This is a genomic window from Psychrobacter sp. (assembly GCF_030457785.1).
Classification (GTDB): Bacteria; Pseudomonadota; Gammaproteobacteria; order Pseudomonadales; family Moraxellaceae; genus Psychrobacter.
The window spans coordinates 1-23,371 of record NZ_JAKDUI010000010.1; the positions used below are offsets into that span (position 1 = coordinate 1).

Genomic DNA, 23,371 nt, shown 5'->3' on the forward strand with positions numbered 1-23,371 from the left:
TATTTTTATGGTTGAACGATAACTAGCTGAAGCGGCTCATCAGCATTAATAAGCAAACCTCCGACTCATGGCGACTAATTTTGCCTTTTGTTGAAGTGGTAGGTTGAGGTGATAGATGGTTAAATACCAAAGTCATTATTATGATATTGTTATATAGCTAAGTATATGCTACTGAATTTAATAGTTAGGGTAAAGACTGCCGTTCAACATCGTTTCAGGTCATTGGTTTTAGACAGCACATATATGTCAATCACTGTAGAGCAGACTACCACAAGCTTTTATCATTTTTTGTTTTATCTTTATGGGTTGATGGGAATATCCGATTATGGCTGAAAAAAATAACTTAAGTATCGAAGATTTACTGCGCTTTACCGTCAAGCACAAAGCATCAGATTTGCATATTTCAGCCGGCATGCCAGCGATGATTCGTGTCGATGGCGAAATGACTCGTATCAATATGCCAGAAATGAGCCATCAGGTAGTTCATCAGCTCATTTATGACATCATGAATGATAAACAACGCGCTGATTTTGAAGAGTTTTTTGAGACAGACTTTTCCTTTGAAATCCCTAACTTAGCGCGTTTTAGGGTAAATGCTTTTAACCAAAACCGTGGCGCAGGCGCTGTATTTCGTACCATTCCTTCCAAGGTTTTAACCATGGAAGACTTGGGGATGGGCAATGTGTTCAAAAAAGTCTCCGACTTTAAGCGCGGTGTTGTATTGGTCACCGGTCCGACAGGTTCGGGTAAATCAACGACACTTGCTGCCATGATTGACTATATCAACGAGAGCCGAAAAGAGCATATTCTAACCATTGAAGACCCCATCGAATTTGTTCACGCTTCTAAAAAGAGCCTGATAAACCAACGTGAAGTTCACCGTGACACCTTGGGTTTTGAACCGGCACTACGCTCGGCACTACGTGAAGATCCTGACGTTATTTTGGTTGGTGAGCTACGTGACCTAGAGACCATTCGCTTGGCGTTGACCGCCGCAGAGACTGGGCACTTAGTCTTTGGCACTTTGCATACCAGTTCAGCAGCCAAGACCATCGACCGTGTCATCGACGTATTCCCTGCTGAAGAAAAAGATATGATTCGCGCCATGCTGTCAGAGTCACTACAGGCGGTGGTCTCGCAAACGCTACTACGCCGCAAGACTGGTGGACGTGTTGCAGCAAACGAAATCATGCTAGGCACTCCCGCTATCCGTAACCTGATTCGTGAAAATAAAATCGCTCAAATGTACTCTGCCATCCAAACCGGTGCAGGCGACGGCATGACCACACTCGATCAAACACTGAAAAATCTAGTCGCTAAAGGTACTATCACTAAAGACGTCGCTCGTCCATATGCCAAGCAGCCTGAAGCATTCGTATAGCTTAGCTACTGAAACGCATATAAAGCCTTATACACATTTCTTTGTGAGCCATATTTACAGAATGATTTTAGATATTTTTTTCATCCATTTACATCGAATGCAGGTAAAACATGGACATTGATAAACTATTGCAATTAATGATCAATAAAGACGGCTCTGATCTTTTCATTACCGCTGATGTAGCGCCTTCCATGAAGGTAAATGGAAAGATTCTGCCAGTTGGAAAGACACCGCTGACTGCCGCACAAACCTTCAAACTGGTAAAGAGTGTCATGACGGACAGCCAGCAACAAGAGTTTGACGAGACTAACGAATGTCAATTTGCTATTTCGGATAAAGCAAAACAAGCGCGCTTTCGAGTGAGCGCATTTATGCAGCGTGATATGGTAGGCATGGTATTGCGGAAAATCAAAGCCGAAATTCCAACTGTTGAAGAATTGCATCTACCGCCTATTCTGAAAGAACTTGCGATGAAAAAACGTGGTATCGTGCTACTCGTTGGTGCGACTGGTACGGGTAAATCTACCACGCTGGCGGCCATGGTTGGACATCGCAACAAACATGCTCAAGATCATATTATTACTATCGAAGATCCTATCGAGTTTGTCCATCAGCATAGTGGTTGTATTATTACGCAACGTGAAGTCGGTATCGACACTCACTCTTTTGAATCTGGCCTAAAAAACACCTTGCGCCAAGCTCCTGATGTTATTCTAATAGGTGAGATTCGTAACCGAGAGGTTATGAACTATGCGATTCAATATGCGGAAACAGGACACTTGGTATTTGCAACACTACATGCCAACAATGCCAACCAAGCCGTTGATCGTATTATTCACTTTTTCGAATCTAACCGCCACAACCAGTTATTTATGGATTTATCACTTAACCTACAAGCCATTATTGCGCAGCAGCTCATTCCGACCGCTGATGGAAAGGGCTCTCGCGCGGCTATCGAAATATTGTTAAACTCGCAACTGATTAGTGATTATATTCGTAAAGGCGAGGTTCACGAAATTAAAGATGTGATGAAACGCTCGCGAGAAGGCGGTATGCAGACCTTTGATCAAGCGCTCTTTGATTTGTATGAAGAAGGAGATATTACCTATGAAGACGCTATTTTACACGCCGACTCACCCAACGATCTACGTTTGCAAATTAAACTGAAAAGCGAGAACGGCCAGCACCTTGTCAACGAAAGTATTGGCAGTTTGTCATTAGATAACAATTGATATCCATGCATTTGAGATATACTTCAAAAAAAACCCTCATATAGTTTTATGAGGGTTTTTCTATTTTTGGGCATCCGCCTGATCAAAAGCTATCGTCTACCTAAAAACTATGAGAATCAAAAACGACAAACGGCTATTTGATGCTGTCTTTACATTCTTGATCGTCGCAAATACCATAAAGTACCAAAGAGTGGCCCGACAACTTAAAGCCATGTTCTTCTGCTACTTTGATCTGCTCTTCTTCGATAGTATCGTTGTGAAACTCCACAATTTTGCCGCAGTTATCACAAACCAAATGATCGTGGTGTTCTTCTTGGGTGATCTCAAACACCGATAAGTTATTTTCAAAATTGTGGCGCTCAACGATTCCCGCTTGTTCAAACTGCGTTAATACTCGATAGACAGTCGCCAAACCCACATCTTCACCTTGATCAATCAGCGCCTTATAGACCTCTTCGGCACTCATGTGATGCAGTTCTGCTTGTTCTAGTAGCTCTAGAATTTTGATACGAGGCAAGGTGACTTTTAATCCTGCTTTACGTAAATCTTGATTGGTAAAAGAAGCCATAATATCCCTTTTGACTGTAACAGTCTTAGCAAATAAATGAGGAAAAATGTGAGATGAATAATCATCTGCGATTATTGTTATCGAACATTCAGTATTTTAATGTCGTGAGATACGCTTACCCTGACCATATACATGTAGTATTGCTTAACAAAATATAAATGCAAGCGTGTGAAATTGAAATATAAATAACAAAACCACTCAGGTAGCGTTTGGTAAATAATGTCGTAAGTGGTAGGCAATTGCAAGTAAATGACGTATCATTTGGTCAAGATAACCGGTCGGACTTGCAACAACTAAGGCTGACCGCGCCTAACCCATTTCTTATGAGTCATCTTACCATGATAAAGACATTAACTTTTCGTTCGTTAAACCATGCAAGTGCAATACGCAAACTCATCACCACCAGTATGCTGAGCGCTACTGTTGCTATGTCTGGCTGCTCTTTACTGAGTGTTTATAAGATTGACTTGCCCCAAGGGACAGCGATTACGCAAGAGCAAGCGCAAACACTACAAGTGGGCATGAATCAGAATCAAGTCCTATATACGCTTGGTAGCCCCGCAATCAGAGATACTCTCGAGCCTAAGCGCTGGGATTATATCTATGACTATCAAGCAGGCACCGAAGGCGACCGACAAGGTATCGATGATGTTAAAAATGCCAGCCAACACCTGGTCGTGTATTTTGACGACAATGGCTTGGTCAGTCGTATCGAAGGCATAGAAAGCTTGCCATCTTCATAATGACGACAGTTCACGCTATGTGATAACTGGTGGCTTATTTAGCATCAGGGCTTCGAGATTTGCTTTTGCGCTGAGACATTGGATCAGCGCTCAAGCTACGATATACTTCTATCCGATCAAACGGTTGCAAGCGATAACTTAGCGGCTGCTTTTGTGCATAGATGCCGACGTGCCAACGTTTAGCCGTTGGCGCAACAATATCCGCTACTCCTTCACACCATTCAGCCAGTTCTGTAAATTTGCTCAACCAACCAGACTGTGCCAATGCCTCATATAAAGTAGCACCATGCTGGATCTGCAAAGACAGATAGTGCTGACGCCGTTCATCTTCAGCATAGGCTAAATACACCGTCATAAATGCGGGTCGATCAGACTGCAGCAAAGCGTTGGCAGAGTGGTTCTCACTAGTGGTTAACTGAGCCACTGCATCACCCAACCTACCAAGGACAATAACAGCGCCAACGGCACGACCAAACGTATCGCCACCCGCCACAAGTTATACAACCCCTCACTGCCGAAGTTTAAAGACTTACGCAAGTGACTGATTTTCATCTGCCAACCTGCAAATATCGATAACAACAACACAGCCACACTACTGACAACGACCAAAATTCCGACTAGCCATATGGGTGGAATAGTAACAACCAACGCCAGTGCTACTACCGCCGTAATAACTAGACTGACTAACAAACCAAACTTATGCGCTAGCTGCTGACTACTATAATGCAGCAAGTAACTAACAACGAATAGCACGCCTATCCCATACAATAACTGTCCAAGCGGCGGCAAAACCATACCGCTAATAAACAAAGCAACCACCCCAACCAGAAGCTGGAGTATCCAAATCGGCAACACCAATTTCGTCGCGCGATGGCTGCGATCAGTAGCCTTGCTTTTAACTTGGTACTTTTCTTCTTCTACTGCGCTGACAGCTTGCTTACTTACCAAGTTTTGACCGAACCAATATAGACCTGTACCTGCCCCCACGCTAACCAATGCCAGCGCGACAGCACGTGCCCACTCAGCTAAGCTGACGTTTGTCATAGCAAAATCAATATTTGGTAAGCCGTTCAGTACGCCAAGCAATAAGCCGACGACCATCAAACCCAAACCAATCGGTAAGGGCGCAACGCCTACCAAGCTTAACAATACCGCAATGACCATCAAACCTGCCGCAATGGCGAAGCTCGGCACCGCGGGGGCGCTATTAAGATCAGCCAATGCCGTCAAGATGCTCGTGCTCACACCCGAGACGACCAATGCTGCGACAACGACTGACACCAACGCTGCCAACCAACCAAAACTGCGCCATATCGGGCTAGCATCTGCTTCGCGAGTGAGTTTTTGCATACCAGCTAATGGCGCATCCACACTCCGATATGCCAGCGCTATCTCAGCATACACAACAGGCAGTGCTACCAATATCATAGCCAGTAACCAAAGCAACCAAAAATCTATCTCACCAACTGAGACAGGCGCGAACCAACGAAATAACAATAGCGGCAATAGTGCGGCGATAAAATAAGAAGCATAACGGATCATCATAATCTAAATCCAAACGATCTAAAGGAAATAACAATAATTTAGCACCTCACAGAGTAACAATAAGCCAGAGTAACGATAAGTCTCTGAAGATGCTTTTATCTTTATATCTGTGACGCTTATATGAGGGACATACAGCTATAAAAAAACCCCGAAATCGGGGTTTAATAATTACATAATGGCTAACAAACGGTCAAATGCTTGTGATCACTGATCACAATGTAATCATTAGATACTCGTTACTGGTTATTGAGTACTAACGAATCAGTGAACCGCGCTGACATAATCTGACAAAATGCGAATATCACGGTCTGATAGCTTTGAGGCAACTGTCTGCATCATGCCCATCTCACCTTCTTTGGCAGCGTCATTGATACGCTTTTGCTCTTCGCTATCGATATCATCCACACGACCAGCAGCACGGAATAGCTTTAATTGAGTGGAGATATATTCCGCATGTTGTCCGCCTAAACGCGGAAATGCAGCCCATTCATTACCTGCAGCATCTGGACCATGACAGCCTGCACAGCCAATGACACCACGTGATTTATCACCACCGAGGTAAATTTTTCTGGCTTCGTCGTTGGTCACTGGATTACCGTAACCAACTCCCCAAGGCGCTTGAATAGCATAGTAACCTGCTACGTTGGCTAAGTCTTGTTGAGATAAGTTAGCAATTTGCGATTGCATAATACCATTTTTGCGATAGCCAGTTTTATAGTCGATCAACTGTTTGTATAAGTACTTCACGTTTTGACCGCCAAGATTTGGCTGGGCTGGAACGGGACTCACACCGTTGACACCATGACAGGCAGCACATACAGTTTCTGCAATTTGCTGGCCTGCTTCGACATCATGCTCAGGAACAATAATAGCAGCTTGCACGCTGAAACTTGCAACGCATAAGCTGGCAGCAGCGATTAACTTTTTCATTGATACAAATCCTACTAACTCGACGTAAGCAATATTTAGAGTGATGCACTACTAAAACGCTCGATACCAGCCACTTAATATTTAGCGAAACAGGTATATCATTTGAGGTCTTGGCCACAAGCAATCTGAAAGTACTTACTAACATCAGGGTTTATTTTCGATTATTATAGCAAGACTTTGTAGCATTTGCCTACTTAATCGTTACATCCGTCAGTTTTCTAATGACACAAGCCACGATACTAGAGAACATAAAAGCGCTCAGAGGCAAAATCTCCTAACGCTTTAGTTGTACAACGTGATCATTTAATATGGCTTTTAGAATCGGTAGAACCTGTTTGAAAATACCAGCATGGCACTACCGATATTTAGGATGGTCGGAATAAAATACAGTCTAGTAGGCCAATGCTATTCGTGCTGTCTGAACCTGTTGCAACGCTCAACGCACTTGGGTTTAACGCACTTGGGCTTAACGCACTTAGGTTTAACGTACTGAAGTTGAAGGCGGCAAGGTTCAAAGCTCAACACCTCTTAGTCAATCATGTACTCAATAAGCTTGCGATAATCATCGTCATTGCAATCCTTACAAAGTCCGCCAGCAGGCATCTGTGGCATGCCACTTTTCACTGATTGAATCAACGATGCCATGCCTTTTTGATCGATGAGCTGCTGCCATTCAGCGCTGTTGCCTTTTTTGATTGCATTTAACGCCCCACTATCGTGACAGACAGCACATGAGTTATCATAGATGGTAGCAGTATCAGCAGCACTGGCTTTGGTGAGCATCGCACCACTTAACAACAAAACGGCCATGCTCCCTGTTATGACATGGCGAGCCTTGCCAAGTGTTTTGGTGATTGAAGACATAAAGCACCCCCTTTGGATGTTTAATTCGCTTAATCAAACCTGAAATCAGAAGATATCAAGCACTTTGCACTAGATATCACTCGACCACTATTGTAACAATCCGTGTCATTTAAATATAGATGGGTATGGTTTGGCTTTGGTAAGCTACTTGGTGTTACCATAGATTCGTACCGCCAACTGACTCACCCCACTATGACGTTGTTGTTTCTACAGTGGTATCATTAACGCTCACTTATTTTTGAATAATCAAACACATCCTACATAACTAATGTCGCTAATAGTATAGAATAGTCAGTAATTTAACATGCCTGCTATTATGATTGATAAGCTATCATGGTTTACATAGAAACGGTTATGACTGATAAACACCTTGCATAACTCCCAACCAATTCAACTAAAATCAAGTCCACTAACTGACAACTTGATAACCGTATCCAACTTCTTAATTTTTAACGAGCCATTTATGAGTACCCCGTTTACTGATGTCGCCTCCGAGCATGCGCTGTATAACACCAAGTCCCGTCAAAAGATTCAACAAACCGAGTTCATGACGTCAGCGCCTACTTTTCGCCTTTGCCCTGCTGATATGGGTCTGGAGGTTGCATTTGCTGGGCGTTCAAATGCTGGCAAATCATCAGCCATCAACGCTTTGACTAACCAGCGCCAACTGGCACGCTCCTCTAAAACGCCTGGTCGTACGCAAATGATTAACTTTTTTAGTATTGGCGATACCAACAGACGACTGGTTGATCTACCTGGCTATGGCTATGCCTCTGTGCCGCTTGAGATGAAAAAAGAATGGCAGGTCGAGTTGGAAGAGTACTTGGTATCACGCTCCAGCCTAGTAGGCTTAGTATTGATGACAGACATTCGTCATCCGCTCAAATTCTTTGACGAGCAAATGCTACATTGGGCGAAAGATGGCGAGCTGCCAGTGCATATCTTGCTGACCAAAGCCGATAAACTGAAATATGGCGCTTCTAAAAATGCACTGCTAAATACGCGTAAAAGGCTTAAACAACTGGGCTTAAATTGTACCATCCAGTTGTTTTCAGCATTACGAAAAGAGGGGTTGGATGAGTTGGCTGGTGTCATGGGGCGTTGGTACGATTATCAACTTGACGACGGAAATATCGTTGAGACGGTGATTGAAGAAAACGACAGTGCCCAACTCGACGACTTTCAAGACGATAATGATCATCAGGCGGATGTTGGCCAAGCGGCAAATAAATAGAACGACGGGAAATGGTTTTTGCCGACTGATTATTTTTTTGAACGAGCGAGCAGTTCACTATTAAGGCGTGCCCTCAGTTTAATCGCTCAATTCAATCGACGGTCATCTAAATCGCTTAAAAAAAGAGTTTGTCCTGTTAGTGACAAACTCTTTTTTTATTCGGGCGCTTTGAACGCAGCCTATTCATGCTCGTCTTTATCCACACAATAAGTCAGCCAGCGCTTGCGGTGTATCAACCTGATACGTTGGCTGCTGCGCCGCTAACTCCTCACTCGACGCCGTACCATAATCAACCGCTATGCTAGTCATGCCCAACTGAGTTGCCATTTGAATATCATAGATACTGTCACCGATAAAAACAGCGTCAGATATTTTTTGCTGAGTATGGTCCAAAATATCATGCAACATCTGTGGATCCGGTTTTGATCCTGCCTCATCTGCACAACGCGTCATGACAAAATAGTGATGGCTCTTAGAAGCATCTAACACCCGATTCAGTCCCTTTCTTTTTTTTCCTGTGGCTACCGCAAGCTGTTTGCCTTGTGTGTGTAGCGTCTGCAACATAGTTTCTGTTGGCTCAAAAAGCGGCGTGCTGTGACTATTGGCGATATAGTACTCTGCATAACTCTGCTGAATCGCCAACTTCTGCGCTTCACTTGCTAGTGGATATAGGATATCAATACCATTCATCAAACTAAGACCAATGATATCCTGCACTGCTTTATCAGTCGTCTGAAATCCATGCGCTTCTCCTGCCACGTGCATCGATGCAACAATCAAACCGATGGAGTCCATCAAGGTACCATCCCAATCAAAGATAATCAGTGTTTTATTAGCCAATTGATGACTGTCTGCTGACTGACAGCTATTGGCGGTAACAGAAATACCAGTGGTAGATTGTTCACTCATGGATACACCTCAACAAATAGCGGTAGTAAATAACAAATATGATTAATGACGAATAATAAGTAAGCATACAAAACGTCACGGCAGCTTATTTTAGGGCGGAACAGTTACGAAAAATAAGGTGGCGTGACGTTTGTCAATAGGGTGCGCATTTAAAAATTGGTACAGAAAGCACTGGGCTTGCTACCTTACTCAGGCAGTCTTATTCAGGCAATTCAGTATGCTCTGGTAACCAATCTGCCATGTCGTCTGGTAGCGGTGCAGTAATGGTTTCATAGCCTGGAATATCTAATCGCCACGCATGCAGACACAAACGATGAACTCCTGACTTGTCATGAACATTATATTTATCATCGCCCAAGATGGCGTGACCGATGTGCGCCAAATGCACACGTATTTGATGTGTGCGTCCTGTCAGCGGCTTGGCTTCAATCAAGCTTACTGGCTCATCTGCTAGCATAAAACGATGATGCACTATAATGTCAGTCTGACTTTCTTTGGCTTGTGAGTCTTGATTTTGTGAAGTAATGGCGTCCACTTTGACACGGCGTTCTCCACTACCGAGTGTATAACGTAATAATGGTTGGTCGATACGTTGCTCGTTCAGCGCAGGCTGCCCTTTTGCCAGACACAAATAGTGCTTTTGAATGGTCTTATCTACCAAATGCTGCTGCAAGGTTTTGAGCGCAGAGCGTTTTTTGGAGATCATGAGCAAGCCCGAGGTGTCTTTATCAATGCGATGCACCAACTCCAGATATTTCTTGCCAGTCACTTCACGCATGGCTTCGATGACACCAAAGTCCAACCCACTCCCACCATGCACAGCAATACCAGAGGGTTTGTTTAATACTAGCAACCCATCATCTTCGTATACCACACGTGCCAATAAACTGTTAGCAAATTCGGTACTGATGATAGGCTTTTCACGTGTTGCCAACTGAACTGGTGCGATACGTACCACATCTTCACGCTGCAGCCTGTCGTGTGCCTTACAACGTTTATTGTTGACGCGCACCTCGTCAGAGCGAATCATTTTATAGATATGCGATTTTGGCAACCCTTTTAAGCGGTTTAGCAAAAAGTTATCCAAACGCTGGTCATGTTGGTGGCGCGTTACTTCCAGATAATTGACGCGACCGAAGTTACTGATTTCGTCGTCAGCGCTTTGCGGCCGTGTTTTGCTATTAAAAATAGCTGGGGCTTCATGGATAGGTGCGTCGTCTGTCATTTTTGGGTTTGTCATTTTTAGTTAGGTATTTACACAAAGATTTGCTATAGTTTAACATGTTGAACACCAATTAAGCAGAAGCTGCGACAATAATCATTGTTGCGTCAGATTGCATTATCGCCATTTTTGCTACTTGTTAGTAAAAAGGTTTTAGCGATATTGTCTGCCAAGATTGTTTGCTTCAGCTCACTTTAGAACGCATTGTTTGATTAAAGATGTTTTTTATAACACGACCTATCAACATGCTGCGTAAATTGAAAGAGCTCAACCGAAAGAACGGTATAGGTTTTATTCCGTACCATAAAATAAATAGTGACACAAAATACCATCGAGTGAGTAAATCTGGCAAAGTGCCCGTTTATTGACCGATTAAAACATAACATTGACTCACCACCCGCATAGCCACGACTTTTTTTAAAATGATTTATCATGGCTTTTTACGCGAGCGCAGTTGAGCAAGTATGGGAAGTCTTACGTTAGGATCGACAAACATATCGATAGCTGCCTAAGTATTAGTGGTCAAACAGATGACAATAGAGACATAAACAAATAGACACAGCGCCGTGCCAATATGCCGGTGATTTATTCTGTTTGCCAAGTACGCCCCGCTGATGACGAAAGCGGTGACATCTAACCCTAAGACACCCAAGATATTATTGACGTAATACCCAAAAGAACGACACATAAAGCATGACCAATTGCTTCACCTAATGACAACGCTGCCGGATACCGCTACTTTACAAGCTAGCACTGAACACAGCGATATTATTACTAGGCTTTGATGGAATTTTTGCAACAAAACAATGCCTTTATCAGGATTTTTAGACCAGTAACTGACTCATTGCCCACTCTTACAAAGTGCGCGGATTTACCCAAACAGAAACTACTGACCCCGAAGACTGATGATGCGCTGGTGCATCAATATCTAGAACAAGCAGACAGTAATACCTGAGCCTATAGCCTTACACCCTATTTGACTCATACCTGCGTTAGCACCGCTAATGCGATTTAGGCGAAAAAGCGGTTGAAAAGCCCAAGTACATTATGAAACTCATGATTTGCGTTCTACCGTCAATGATTATCTACCCATGCTAATGTAACGATTAGCCACACTTGCCACCACGCCCTAAAGCCCAAAACCGTCGTCGTTATGCGTACTCATAGGATAGAAATATGAAGCGCATTTTGATCAACGCTACCCAAAACGAAGAAATTCGTGTGGCCTTATGCAAAGGCAACCATCTGTACGATTTCGATCTAGAAAACCGTACCCGCGAACAAAAAAAATCCAACATTTATAAAGGTCATGTGACTCGTGTCGAGCCATCACTTGAAGCGGTGTTTGTTGAGTACGGCTCACAACGCCAAGGCTTCTTGCCGGTTCGTGAGATTTCTAGCGAATACCTCAGCGGCAATCCACGTGACGAAAACATCAAAAAACTGATCAAAGAAGGCGACGAACTCATCGTCCAAGTCGAAAAAGAAGAGCGTGGCAATAAAGGTGCTGCTCTGTCGACTTATGTCTCTTTAGCAGGACGTTACCTAGTATTGATGCCAAACAACCCTCGTGGTGGCGGTATTTCACGTCAAATATCAGGTAAGCTGCGTGAAGAAATGAAGCGCATGTTGAGCAATCTTGACCTACCAAAAGGCATGAGCGTTATTATTCGTACCGCGGGTATTGGTAAAACACAAGAAGACTTGCAACACGACCTAAACCATCTGCTAAACATCTGGAAAGCAATCCAAGAACAAAATCAAAAATACCCTTCTCCGCGCTTGGTTCATCAAGAAGCAGGTGTTGTAACACGTGCCGTTCGTGATTACTTACGAGATGATATTGCCGAGATTTGGATTGATAACGAAAACGCTTACATCGAAGCGTCTGGTTTTATCGATGCGGTGATGCCAAAGCAAGCTGAAAAACTACGCAAATATACCGATTATGAGCCGATGTTTTCACGCTTTAATATCGAAAAACAAATCGAAACCGCTTATCAGCGCGAAGTTCGATTGCCTTCGGGCGGCTCAATCGTTATCGATCAAACTGAAGCACTGGTTTCTATCGATATCAACTCGGCCAAATCGACTAAAGGCTCAGATGTTGCCGAAACCGCTTATCATACCAACTTAGAAGCCGCCGATGAGATTGCCCGTCAGCTGCGCTTACGTGATATGGGTGGTTTGATTGTCATTGATTTTATCGACATGAATGACAACAAACATCAAAAGGAAGTCGAGAAACGCCTAGTCGATGCAACGAAATACGACCGTGCTCGCGTACAGTTTGGCGATATCTCTAAGTTTGGCTTGATGGAGATGAGTCGTCAGCGCCTACGTCCATCACTAGAGGAGTCAACCGGCTATATCTGCCCACGCTGCCACGGCAATGGTATGATTCGTGACCTGCGCTCATTATCACTGTCCATCATGCGTCAAATTGAGCAAATCGCACTAAAAGAACGCCAAGGTGAAGTCCAAGCAGAAGTACCGACAGATATTGCTGCGTTTTTATTAAACGAAAAACGCGATAGCTTGGTGTATCTTGAGCAAGACAGTGGCACACGCATTACCATTTTGCCACACGCTCACTTGGAGTCACCCAACTTTAAGCTACACTTCAATCGTGATGGTTTCGCACCATCGAGCTATGAGCGTATCACCGACACGCAGCAACAAGAATCTACCGAATTGGGTTACGACGTGGATTGGCAAACAGCTGAAAACGAACGTCCTGAACAGCAGCCAACCCGTCAACCACGCCAAGCATCTAAAAACAATGCTACAACCAGTCAGAATAAGCATGCGCAGTCGAATAAACACACGGCAAATCATAACGACACCAACCACGCCTCATCTACACGAACAGCGCAAGATGGTAAAGCTCAAAACGTTGCAGACCCAGTCGCACCAAAATCTGCTAAGGTTACAGAAGCCCAGCCACAAGCAGTTGCCTGGCTATCTAACCTGTTTGCCCAAGCACCGCAAGCGTCAACGACACCCAATGTCAGCAGCCGCGATGCAGCCGAAGCGATAGAAGCACACGTCAACAACGGCTCACAAAGCTTAGGCTCATTTGGACAAATCGATAACACCGCTCTGGACAACGCAGCGGGCGAGTCGCAGACTGCTCAGCAAAGCAACAGCCAGAGCAATGATGAAAAATCATCAAGCAGCAACACTAATCAGCAAAAATCACGTCGTGGCTCAGATAGCGGCACTGATGAGAGCAAAAACGAAGACAGAAAAAAACGCAAGTCACGCAAGTCTAGATCTTCTAAGTCACGTCAACGAAAAGACTACGCTGCTGAAGGCAATAATACGCAGAGCAATGGTGACAAGCAAAAAGATAGCAGCCAAACAAGCGACCGTAACACGCAAAGCAATACCAACGAGCGTAAAGACGCTGATAACAAAGGTAGCAAAGATAGCCACGCTGCAGATCAGCACACTCGTACCAATCGTAAATCACATAGCCAACGTGGATCACGCGGAAAGCTAGAGCGCGGTGAATCACTAACGGCTGACAACGTCAAACAAAGTACACAACAAGCCAGCAAAAGTGACGATGCGAGCAACAAAAAAAGCACCTCTAACACACGCCGCAATCAAGATCCCAACGAAGTCACGTTGCAGGTCAACAAAGCGCCCGCTGGACTTAAATCACCAGAGGTCGTCCACCTATCTTTAGATGACAGCAAGCCTATTCAGCAGCAAAACAAAAGTGCTGATAAAAATGCTACTAATGATAAAACGGCAGACACGAGCTCTGTAAAAAACAGTGATAAAAACGTTGATAACAAGTCCTCAGCAGACAATCAACACAGCGCGAAAAAAGCTGATCGCCATGCTGAGGTCAAATCATCGGAAGCTGAGCAATCAAAAGAAGCAAACGAGACTGACAGCGCAAAACCAGTAGCTAACGAGGCAGATGGCAAGCAAGCATCGACTCAAGCAAGCAATGAGAGCAATGATGGCGTCAGTGCTAAAGAGAGCACCGACACTAAAACCTATGCTAAAAACGCTACTGCTAAAAATGCTACCAGTAACGGCAAACAAGCGCAGGCAGCTAGCAACAGTGCAGACAGCAATGACAAAAGCGGCCGTGATGACAGCCATAGCGACACAAAAAACTCAGCGCTTGAGTTAACACATGAGGCATTGTTTGCGACACGCTACGTGACTGCAGAAGCATTTGGGCAAGCAAGCAATGACCCACGCGTTGTACGCCATCAGCAAGCGCAAGCTGCTCAAGCGTCAACACCTGCCAAGTCAGCTGATGCAGCAGTCGTAAACACACTGACCATCAGTGGAACGGTTGGCGATTTTGTTCGTCAAGCTCTCACAGACGCTGACAATCGTATAAAAAACGATGGTGTGATTAGCTGCTTTATCGCTGCTATCGAAGCACACTCTCAGCAAGCAAAAGTGGTGAGCAACGAAGCAGAGACCGCTCCTGCCGCTGATATCAGTGATTTTGACTTTAGCAACTATGGCTATCAACCACTGGCGGCAGACTACCTAGCACGCTTTGAGGCGATGACCCAGGCTGTCAGTCAGTTTGCAGCTTTGCAAGGTAAAACGGATGTACAACCACGTGCTATTGGTAAGCGCGCCAGCAACGATCCGCGAGGTCAACATCCTGACTATCAACCATCAGAAGATCTGGCCGTGCTGAGTGTGCCTGCAGGACAAGCGACTGACACGGAGCAAGCGGAGAAAGAAGTCGATGCACATCATATCGAAGCCACCGCCCTGGCGAACGAAACGCAAGCAGACAATGTCAGCACTGAAAGTGAACAGCTGCTAGAAGTAGATCAAGCACTCTCACAATCTGCCAAGCAGCAGCCTACGGACAACACTGCAGGAGAGGCTGACGACAATGGTGCTGAAACTGCAGATATGGAACAAACCACCAAGGAAGACAGTCAATCTGCAAAGTCTAAGACGACCATTGCCAGCTATAAAAACATGATTGAAAATGTGGCTGAGCAATTACTGCCTCAAACCGGCATGTTTAATTTAACCACGCCGAAAGTACCAAAATCGCGCAGTCGCAAACCTAAGACGGAGCATAAAAAGCCCACACAAGCTGAAAAGCTAGAAGCTGACGATTCAGACAGCGACAGCTAGTTTTATAGCCGCAAAAGCAAAGCCCCCAAAGTTAATAACAACTTTGGGGGCTTTTTTATTTAAACTTTAATTGCAGTGCTAGACCACAGCATTGGTCGACACATCAGATCGTTTTGAACCAATACAAAACCACAATCAATCAAGCATCAGTGGGTAGATGACGCCTTGTCATCTTTGCCCCGGATTTTACCGACAACCGTCAAAATAGCCACGACTGCTGCACCAATAACAAAACCAACCAAGCCATTCAATATCGTAGCAGTCAACGTCTCAAAGATACCCGTCAAATGCGCAATATCTTCTACACTATGATGTAGAAATCCAATACCGTGGACTAAAATGCCACCACCGACTAAGAACATCGCCAACGTACCGGCAATAGACAGAAACTTCATCAACTTAGGAGCAGCAGCAAACATCAGCTTGCCAAATGTCTGTTTGAAGCTACTTTCTTGCTCCATCAGATGCAAACCTGCATCATCAATCTTCACAATCCCAGCAACTAAGCCATAGATACCGACCGTCACACCAATAGCAAGAATCGACAGCACTAGGCTTTGTTCTAATAATGTCGCACCCGCCGCCGACCCCAGCGCAATGACAATAATCTCAGCTGACAGAATAAAATCCGTGCGTATCGCACCTTTAATTTTGTCTTTTTCAAAAGCAACCAAATCTACTTTTTCATCCGCATTGGCCTCACGGCGTGCCTGCTGCTCTTCATCATGTGGTATAGCATGTGGCCAAAACCTATGAATAACCTTTTCAGCCCCTTCATAAACCAAAAACAAGCCGCCGCACATCAATAAAAATGTCACCAACGGCGGATAGACAGCGCTGATTAACAGTGCAGCTGGTACTAAGATAAGCTTATTAACAAACGAGCCCTTCGCCACTGCCCAAACTACGGGCAGCTCACGGTTGGCTTTGACACCAGTGACCTGCTCAGCGTTAAGTGCCAAGTCATCACCCAAGACCCCAGCGGTTTTTTTGGCTGCGACTTTTGTCATGACAGAAACGTCATCTAATATCACACTTATATCATCAAGTAAGGTTAATAAACTGCCAGCTGCCATATATGCTCCTCAGCGCAAAATTGTTGAAAAAAAGAAGGTTAGGATAATTCATACAAAACGTTTATATAAGTGGTCTGCAAAAATAATATTATTGATAATAGACTACCTAGCTGAACGCCGATATTAAATAGCACAAATGTATCTTGATTTTTGAATTCAGGCTCATAGAATCCATGTATCATTCTACATCTATTGGCTGACCTTATTTGTATCTCTATACAATCGCCTAGCCTCTAGCTGTTTTTGATAATAAATATGATAATATACGCGACATTAATATTTCATTTTTATTACCAATGAACAATAAGAATGCCCGTATACATAGACTATCAGAGTACGTGGACCTTCAATAAACACTTATCAATGCCACTACAACCATCGTTCCTGTTTGCTTCAGTGAACTCATGATTAGGCGTTATGCCTATAGGAAATTCATATGTCAGCCCTTTTCACCAGAAAAACCTTTACTGCTAATCGCTTTCGTAAAAACAAACTGTCTCGTTTTATGGCGGGTGCTTTACTAGTCGCTATTGCTGCTGGTTGCTCAAACAACAAAGCCGATGCGACCAGCAACACTGACGCTATTGGTAGTGCTCAAGAAACGGCTAGCAGCGCTGCAACTGGTGACAATGGTACTGACACTACCGTAGTTGAAGCATTACAAGCCAACTTAAACGCGTCTGGCATTGAAGAAACCATCGTCTCAGCGGTGCCAACAGCAATGGATGGTATTTATTGGGTAACGGCTGAAGGCCTGCCCTCTTTCTTTACCGACAAATCTGGCAAGCACATTATCCAAGGGCAAATCATCGCAGTGGGTGAGGAGACACCTGTAGATATCAGTGCTGAGCTCACTGCGAATACCGTCCAAGAAGCGCTAGCCGCTGTTGATAAAGAAGAAATGGTGATATATCCAGCAGTAGGCGAAACCAAAGCTGTCATTTATACTTTTTCTGATGCCGATTGTGGTTATTGCCGCAAATTGCACGAAGAGATGGATGATATCAATGCCCGCGGTATCGAAGTGCGTTATTTGGCTTGGCCACGCAGTCAAGCATCAGTTCCAAAAATGGAAGCTGTTTGGTGTAGCGAAGACCGTAACGCCGCGATGGATCAAGCCAAGATAGGTGCCAACGTCCAGGCACCTAGCTGTGACAACCCAGTACAAGCCCATATGGAACTAGGCGCCAGACTGGGTGTACGTGGTACTCCAGCCATCTTTACTGAAACAGGACAGCAAGTCGGTGGCTACCTACCGGCCGCACAGTTGGCGCAAGCCGTTGGCATAAACTGATTTGATTTGACAGACGCTGCCACCTCTAATACGCTTTGATATATATGACGGTGGCGACAGTGTTTAGACGTCACAACCACTCAATGGTGTGATACGATAAAGCACCATTAAGAATCAGCAACTTACTTTCAACTGAGCATTTTTTATTCATCTAAGATGAACCCAAGCACAATACTGCAATTGTGAAATAGAGAAAATACGCATCAATAGTAGAGTTAATACTACTAGCGCATTTGACCTTATAGCAGTGCGACACTTGATTCATCCTATTTAACCTCTTGAGGATACTGTGAGCAATTCCATCAAACTAGCGATACTTGGACTAGGCACCGTCGGAACAGGCGTGGTCGACCTAATCAACGACAACTTAGATGAACTAAAGCGCCGTAGCGGCCGCGACATTATCATTACCGAAGTTGGTACACGCCGTCATCGCGACGATATTGACCCTAATATCGTACAAAACAGTGACTTGATGGCAACTGCTGCAAGCGACGACGTTGATATCGTTATCGAAGTGATCGGCGGTACCACTTTGGCAAAAGACCTCATCATGCACGCCATCAAAAATGGCAAGCACGTGGTGACAGCGAACAAAGCACTACTTGCTGAACACGGCAATGAAATTTTTGCCTTTGCCGAAGAGCATAACGTCCATGTCGCATATGAAGCCGCTGTCGCAGGTGGTATTCCAATTATTAAAGTTATGCGCGAAGCATTGGCTGCCAACAAGGTTGAGTGGCTAGCAGGTATCATCAACGGTACAGGCAACTTCATCATGACTGAAATGCGTGATAAAGGTCGCTCGTTCGACGATGTGCTGAGCGAAGCACAGGAGCTGGGCTACGCCGAAGCAGATCCAACCTTCGATGTCGAAGGTATTGATGCCGCTCACAAGCTTGCTTTACTTGCTTCTATCGCATTTGGTACACCGCTACAGTTTGACAAAGTTTACTGCGAAGGCATCACTGGTATTACCTTACAAGATGTCAATTATGCTGAAGAGCTTGGCTACCGTATCAAACACCTGGGCTTTGCCGTACGCCGTGATGGCGCAGGCAATGATAGCGATGCGGGTATCGAGCTGCGCGTACACCCGACACTCATTCCACAGGATGCGTTACTGGCCAGTGTCAATGGCGTAAAAAATGCGGTACTCGTCAACTCTCACCCACTTGGACAAACACTATACTGCGGTGATGGTGCTGGCGCTGGCGCAACGGCATCAGCAGTGATGGCTGATGTCATGGACTTGGTTCGTGTATTGGGCAGTAAAAACAGCACTGACCAAAACAACCACAGTCATCATGTCCCGCACTTGGCATTTATCCCCGACCAATTATCCGATACACCGATATTACGTGCCGAGCAGATGACCACCGGTTATTACTTGCGTGTGCATGCTTATGACAGCCCTGGTGTGCTGGCTGATATTACCCGCATCCTAAGCGATTCGGGCATCAACATCGACGCCATCTTGCAAAAGCCTGCGCATAAAGTAGGTCAGGTACCCGTCATTATCTTGACGCTACCAGTAGTTGAGAGCCAAATGAATCTAGCGATCAAAGAAATTGAAGAATTAGACACTATTACCGACAAAGTCGTCCGCATTCGTTTAGATGAGCTTGCATAGACGACTGGAAGTCATATAGCTATTAGCTTGTCACGACACAATGCTTTCGTTCAAAATACATAAAAGGATTTATAACAATGTCAAATGATGCAATCGTAATTTTAAACGGCGCCCGCACTCCAATGGGTGGTTTTCAAGGCACATTAAAGGATACCAGCGCGACTGAGCTTGGTGCCGCTGCCATCAAAGCTGCTATTGAGCGCTCAGGTGTCAAAGCAGATAATATCGACGAAGTTATTATGGGTTGTATTTTGACCGCCGGTATCGGTCAGGGTCCTGCACGTCAAGCGATGCGCAAGGCCGGAATACCCGATGCAACGGGTGCAGTGACTATTAACAAGCTGTGTGGCTCAGGTCTAAAGTCAGTGATGCAAGCCCACGATAGCATCAAAGCTGGTAGTATCAAGGTAGCAGTGGCCGGCGGCATGGAATCAATGACCAATGCGCCTTACATCATGCCAGGGTCACGTGGCGGCTATCGCATGGGACATAAGGAGGTCAAAGACCATATGTTCTTGGATGGGCTAGAAGATGCTGAAACCGGTAAATTAATGGGTATATTCGCTCAAGAAATGGCTGATGAAAAAGGCTATACACGTGAGCAGATGGATGAGTTTGCTATCGAATCTTTGAGTCGTGCGCTCACTGCTATCAAAGAAGATCACTTCAAAGATGAAATCGAACCGGTTACCTTTCAAACCCGCAAAGGTGAAAAAACCGTTGATACTGATGAACAACCAGGTCTTGCCAATGCCGAGCGTATCCCTACTCTGCGACCAGCTTTTGCTAAAGACGGTACTGTCACAGCAGCCAATGCCAGCTCAATTTCTGACGGTGCAGCGGCAGTGGTCGTAATGAAAGAATCGCAAGCAAAAGCCGAAGGTCTTAGCTATCAAGCGCGTATCATTGCAACCGCCTCCAACTCGCTTCACCCAAGTAAATTTACAATCGCGCCAATCGGTGCCATTGAGAAGGTTTTGGATAATGCTGGCTGGACTGTCTCTGATGTCGACCTATGGGAAATCAATGAAGCATTTGCAATGGTGACCATGGCGGCCATGGACACGCTAAACATCGAGCATTCTAAAGTAAACGTCGAAGGCGGTGCTTGTGCACTTGGTCACCCAGTGGGTTGTTCTGGTGCTCGTATCTTAGTTACGCTTATCAACTCACTCAAGCGTACTGGCGGAAAAAAAGGTGTTGCAACATTATGTATCGGTGGTGGTGAAGCAGTTGCGGTTGCTATCGAACTACCTTAAGTAGAACCGGCCCAAATAGCAATCACGTTTTGACCTAGTCCCTAAAAGCTAAGTCATTATTTGAATTGATAATAGCCCTTCTTAATATTGAAAACCGCGTGGCAATCTGCTGCGCGGTTTTTTGTTGGCTCGTGCTTACAGATGTATCTCTAGTTATGATCAGGCGGCGCTTGACCCGTCGACTTCCTCTCTCCACCACCCTATGGTAACTATGGCACTGTTTACAAATTATTCCCATAGCTGGCAGCTGCGTTGCGAACATTTACAGCCCATTACACGCAATTACTTCAAGCGCACATTTTGCTACCTCGCTCATATACCTCTTTTAAAATCATGGTGTTAAGATAATTATCAAGCTTAAGTAGAGACTAAGATTACCCATATCTCTATGCCCTAAGTGGTTTGCAGCTGGTTTATACCACATATAGCATCTAATCGTATAACGATCGCAGCGGCCCTAGATGAGTAAAAGGTAAGCAAAATAATAACAATGAATTCATAAAAAAGGAAAAACATAATGAGCCAACTTATTCGTTTAAAAGATATTCAAGACACCCACCGTGAACTCATCGGTGATGATTATTATGATCCTACCGGCAACACCGCCTATGGTGTCAATGAAGACAAAGTCGGTAAAATCGAAGGCGCTTTGGTAGAAGAAACCACAGGGCGCATTCGCTACCTAATCGTCGATGCGGGCGGCTGGTTTAGTTCAAAAGAAGTATTGGTCCCAGCAGGTTTAGCACGCATCGTTGGTGACGACGTATTCTTTGACAGCTTGACCCGATCGCAGGTCGAAGCCATGGAAGTTTACGAGCGAGACTACCAGTACAGCTACAAAGAACAATATGAAAAAGACCGTACAGCTTCTGTCGCAAATACCGTCCCAAATGAAGAGCGCATGGAAATTTCAAACAGCGCCTATGAGGCGCCAAGTGCCTTGGAGTTATTGGAAGAACGTTTAACCGTCAATAAAGACCGTATCGTTGCAGGCCTGGTGAAGGTCGGTAAGCACGTCGTGACCGAAGAGCGCAACATCGATGTCGAGCTAGAAGAAGAACGTGCCAACATTCAGCGTACGAATGTAGATCGACCAACAGATCGACGCATCGGCGATGCTGATGGCAACAGGACTGTGGAGGTAGAGCTAGAAGCCGAGCGTGCTCGCGTCAGCAAAGAAACTTACGTCACCGAAGAAGTAAACGTGGGCAAAACCACGGAACGCCATACAGAAACTATAGTGGAAACGATCCAGCGCGAGGAATTAGACATCGATCGCGATGGCAACGTGGTAGACCGCGAAGGCAACCTGATAGACCGTGACGACATCACTGCAGACGATGTACGCCATGCTCGTGGTATGTAATACGCCAGTCAGCTCCTACTACTTGGCCTTTACTTAAACACCCCTGACAGGCATCCTAAGTACTTCCACTTAGTAAATTAGGCCAGAGCATGTCTCTGGCCTTTTTGCCAACGACATAAAATAGTGCACCACCGCTTCAATGATAGCGACTTAGTCTGCAATCAACCGGACCTAACGGTATCGAGTTGAGACGCTCTGTTAAGCGACAGCCCAACCCTATATAACTACTATAAAACAATAAGGATATGATGATGACTACTGACCATGATGACGGCCACCGCAAAGATAATTTGGATCAAGCGCGCACTCAATCTACCGAGCCAAAAAGCGAAAGCAACAATGCGGGCAATGACACGAATACCAGCAATAACACTAGTATCGGCAAATTTGAATTACTAGAAGAGCGTCCCGTGATAAATAAAGAGCGCTTAGACGTCGGTAAGGTGACGGTAACCAAGCACTCTCGAACCAGAACTGTGGACGTACCTATTGAACTGGTAGAAGAATATATCACTGTCCGCACTGAATATCATGACGCCGAAAGCCAAGACCTCCTATCCGGTAACTATGATGAAAAAGACATACTGCGCCATGTAGAGCCATCGCTAGACAGTAAAGCGGTAGTGACTATTAATGGTAAGCAAATAGAGATTGGTGATGCACCAACGGAGATAGTTTTATCTCGCCAAGTCGCTACTATTACTAAAGAGACTTATGCTATCCAAGAAGTTGATGTCAGCAAAACGACCCACACACATACGGATAGCATCCCAGTAAGCCTCAAACATGAAGAGTTGGATATATCAGAGGAAGGTTTTTTGGAGCATGGCGCGGATTCTGCTGATAGTAAGTAATATCAGCAAATGACACGCCCTACATACCCGTGAGACAAGCATAAAAAAGCAACGCTGGAGCCCATCCCAGATTCTGTGTAACTGCCATTTAGATTAAATGCTTACTAATACGGTCATCAAACATA

Annotated in this window: 18 protein-coding genes; 10 read left to right on the forward strand and 8 right to left on the reverse strand. The window is 44.9% G+C overall.

Annotated elements, in window-relative coordinates:
- Positions 1 to 325 precede the first annotated feature (325 nt).
- Complete coding sequence (locus L0J61_RS01195) at positions 326 to 1,381, forward strand: type IV pilus twitching motility protein PilT (RefSeq protein ID WP_301464492.1); 1,056 nt, start codon at positions 326 to 328, stop codon at positions 1,379 to 1,381.
- A 110-nt stretch (positions 1,382 to 1,491) separates the two neighbouring features.
- Positions 1,492 to 2,613, forward strand: coding sequence for a PilT/PilU family type 4a pilus ATPase (locus L0J61_RS01200; protein ID WP_301464493.1), 1,122 nt, complete (start codon positions 1,492 to 1,494; stop codon positions 2,611 to 2,613).
- Positions 2,614 to 2,746: 133 nt separating this feature from the next.
- On the opposite strand, the gene fur is transcribed toward L0J61_RS01200, so the two are convergent.
- Positions 2,747 to 3,181 (reverse strand): ferric iron uptake transcriptional regulator, encoded by a 435-nt coding sequence (fur, locus tag L0J61_RS01205; RefSeq protein ID WP_301464494.1) that lies wholly within the window; start codon positions 3,179 to 3,181, stop codon positions 2,747 to 2,749.
- A 323-nt stretch (positions 3,182 to 3,504) separates the two neighbouring features.
- Between fur and L0J61_RS01210 the strand changes: the two genes are divergently transcribed.
- On the forward strand, positions 3,505 to 3,924 hold the full coding sequence (locus L0J61_RS01210; RefSeq protein WP_301464495.1) for an outer membrane protein assembly factor BamE: 420 nt from the start codon (positions 3,505 to 3,507) through the stop codon (positions 3,922 to 3,924).
- A 34-nt stretch (positions 3,925 to 3,958) separates the two neighbouring features.
- Here the strand turns inward: L0J61_RS01210 and L0J61_RS01215 are convergent, their stop codons facing one another.
- From L0J61_RS01215 to L0J61_RS01230, 4 genes are all read right to left on the reverse strand, one after another.
- The gene (locus L0J61_RS01215) at positions 3,959 to 4,348 is read right to left on the reverse strand and encodes an RnfH family protein (RefSeq protein WP_301464496.1); all 390 of its coding nucleotides are present in this window, start codon (positions 4,346 to 4,348) and stop codon (positions 3,959 to 3,961) included.
- Entirely contained in the window at positions 4,336 to 5,469 is a 1,134-nt protein-coding gene (locus tag L0J61_RS01220) for a hypothetical protein (RefSeq protein ID WP_301464497.1), read from the reverse strand. The genes L0J61_RS01215 and L0J61_RS01220 overlap by 13 nt, the downstream gene beginning before the upstream one ends.
- Before the next feature lie 261 nt (positions 5,470 to 5,730).
- Positions 5,731 to 6,399 carry a cytochrome c gene (locus L0J61_RS01225; RefSeq protein WP_301464498.1) on the reverse strand — a complete coding sequence of 223 codons (669 nt, stop codon included), beginning with the start codon at positions 6,397 to 6,399 and terminating at the stop codon, positions 5,731 to 5,733.
- A gap of 528 nt (positions 6,400 to 6,927) precedes the next feature.
- Complete coding sequence (locus tag L0J61_RS01230) at positions 6,928 to 7,263, reverse strand: cytochrome c5 family protein (protein WP_301464499.1); 336 nt, start codon at positions 7,261 to 7,263, stop codon at positions 6,928 to 6,930.
- Between the two features lie 463 nt (positions 7,264 to 7,726).
- On the opposite strand from L0J61_RS01230, the gene yihA reads away from it, so the two are divergent.
- Positions 7,727 to 8,497, forward strand: a complete 771-nt coding sequence (yihA, locus tag L0J61_RS01235; protein WP_301464500.1) for a ribosome biogenesis GTP-binding protein YihA/YsxC — start codon at positions 7,727 to 7,729, stop codon at positions 8,495 to 8,497.
- Positions 8,498 to 8,692: 195 nt separating this feature from the next.
- On the opposite strand, the gene L0J61_RS01240 is transcribed toward yihA, so the two are convergent.
- Together L0J61_RS01240 and L0J61_RS01245 are read right to left on the reverse strand one after the other, a co-directional pair.
- On the reverse strand, positions 8,693 to 9,406 hold the full coding sequence (locus L0J61_RS01240) for an HAD-IA family hydrolase (RefSeq protein ID WP_301464501.1): 714 nt from the start codon (positions 9,404 to 9,406) through the stop codon (positions 8,693 to 8,695).
- 199 nt (positions 9,407 to 9,605) lie between these two features.
- Positions 9,606 to 10,631: an RluA family pseudouridine synthase gene (locus L0J61_RS01245; RefSeq protein WP_301464502.1), complete on the reverse strand. Its 1,026-nt coding sequence runs from the start codon at positions 10,629 to 10,631 to the stop codon at positions 9,606 to 9,608.
- A gap of 1,173 nt (positions 10,632 to 11,804) precedes the next feature.
- Here L0J61_RS01245 and L0J61_RS01250 point away from each other — a divergent pair.
- Positions 11,805 to 15,764 (forward strand): Rne/Rng family ribonuclease, encoded by a 3,960-nt coding sequence (locus L0J61_RS01250; RefSeq protein WP_301464503.1) that lies wholly within the window; start codon positions 11,805 to 11,807, stop codon positions 15,762 to 15,764.
- A gap of 146 nt (positions 15,765 to 15,910) precedes the next feature.
- Here L0J61_RS01250 and L0J61_RS01255 read toward each other — a convergent pair whose 3' ends face one another.
- Positions 15,911 to 16,840 (reverse strand): DUF808 domain-containing protein, encoded by a 930-nt coding sequence (locus L0J61_RS01255; protein WP_301464504.1) that lies wholly within the window; start codon positions 16,838 to 16,840, stop codon positions 15,911 to 15,913.
- A gap of 436 nt (positions 16,841 to 17,276) precedes the next feature.
- On the opposite strand from L0J61_RS01255, the gene L0J61_RS01260 reads away from it, so the two are divergent.
- The 5 genes from L0J61_RS01260 to L0J61_RS01280 all read left to right on the forward strand — a co-directional run bounded on the left by L0J61_RS01260 (position 17,277) and on the right by L0J61_RS01280 (position 23,246).
- On the forward strand, positions 17,277 to 18,134 hold the full coding sequence (locus L0J61_RS01260) for a DsbC family protein (RefSeq protein ID WP_301464505.1): 858 nt from the start codon (positions 17,277 to 17,279) through the stop codon (positions 18,132 to 18,134).
- Positions 18,135 to 18,423: 289 nt separating this feature from the next.
- Positions 18,424 to 19,767 (forward strand): homoserine dehydrogenase, encoded by a 1,344-nt coding sequence (locus L0J61_RS01265; protein WP_301464506.1) that lies wholly within the window; start codon positions 18,424 to 18,426, stop codon positions 19,765 to 19,767.
- Between the two features lie 77 nt (positions 19,768 to 19,844).
- Entirely contained in the window at positions 19,845 to 21,026 is a 1,182-nt protein-coding gene (locus L0J61_RS01270) for a thiolase family protein (protein ID WP_301464507.1), read from the forward strand.
- Positions 21,027 to 21,543: 517 nt separating this feature from the next.
- A complete protein-coding gene (locus L0J61_RS01275) occupies positions 21,544 to 22,392 on the forward strand; it encodes a PRC and DUF2382 domain-containing protein (RefSeq protein ID WP_301464508.1) in 849 nt (282 codons plus the stop codon).
- A gap of 251 nt (positions 22,393 to 22,643) precedes the next feature.
- Complete coding sequence (locus L0J61_RS01280; RefSeq protein WP_301464509.1) at positions 22,644 to 23,246, forward strand: YsnF/AvaK domain-containing protein; 603 nt, start codon at positions 22,644 to 22,646, stop codon at positions 23,244 to 23,246.
- Positions 23,247 to 23,371 lie beyond the last annotated feature (125 nt).

Coding starts and splice junctions, on each gene's coding strand:
- L0J61_RS01230 (WP_301464499.1), bottom strand. CDS start 7,263: ATGTCTTCAATCACCAAAACACTTGGCAAGGCTCGCCATGTCATAACA.
- L0J61_RS01250 (WP_301464503.1), top strand. CDS start 11,805: ATGAAGCGCATTTTGATCAACGCTACCCAAAACGAAGAAATTCGTGTG.
- L0J61_RS01225 (WP_301464498.1), bottom strand. CDS start 6,399: ATGAAAAAGTTAATCGCTGCTGCCAGCTTATGCGTTGCAAGTTTCAGC.
- L0J61_RS01195 (WP_301464492.1), top strand. CDS start 326: ATGGCTGAAAAAAATAACTTAAGTATCGAAGATTTACTGCGCTTTACC.
- L0J61_RS01280 (WP_301464509.1), top strand. CDS start 22,644: ATGACTACTGACCATGATGACGGCCACCGCAAAGATAATTTGGATCAA.
- fur (WP_301464494.1), bottom strand. CDS start 3,181: ATGGCTTCTTTTACCAATCAAGATTTACGTAAAGCAGGATTAAAAGTC.
- L0J61_RS01210 (WP_301464495.1), top strand. CDS start 3,505: ATGAGTCATCTTACCATGATAAAGACATTAACTTTTCGTTCGTTAAAC.
- L0J61_RS01255 (WP_301464504.1), bottom strand. CDS start 16,840: ATGGCAGCTGGCAGTTTATTAACCTTACTTGATGATATAAGTGTGATA.
- L0J61_RS01220 (WP_301464497.1), bottom strand. CDS start 5,469: ATGATGATCCGTTATGCTTCTTATTTTATCGCCGCACTATTGCCGCTA.
- L0J61_RS01200 (WP_301464493.1), top strand. CDS start 1,492: ATGGACATTGATAAACTATTGCAATTAATGATCAATAAAGACGGCTCT.
- L0J61_RS01245 (WP_301464502.1), bottom strand. CDS start 10,631: ATGACAGACGACGCACCTATCCATGAAGCCCCAGCTATTTTTAATAGC.
- L0J61_RS01275 (WP_301464508.1), top strand. CDS start 21,544: ATGAGCCAACTTATTCGTTTAAAAGATATTCAAGACACCCACCGTGAA.
- L0J61_RS01260 (WP_301464505.1), top strand. CDS start 17,277: ATGTCAGCCCTTTTCACCAGAAAAACCTTTACTGCTAATCGCTTTCGT.
- L0J61_RS01240 (WP_301464501.1), bottom strand. CDS start 9,406: ATGAGTGAACAATCTACCACTGGTATTTCTGTTACCGCCAATAGCTGT.
- yihA (WP_301464500.1), top strand. CDS start 7,727: ATGAGTACCCCGTTTACTGATGTCGCCTCCGAGCATGCGCTGTATAAC.
- L0J61_RS01270 (WP_301464507.1), top strand. CDS start 19,845: ATGTCAAATGATGCAATCGTAATTTTAAACGGCGCCCGCACTCCAATG.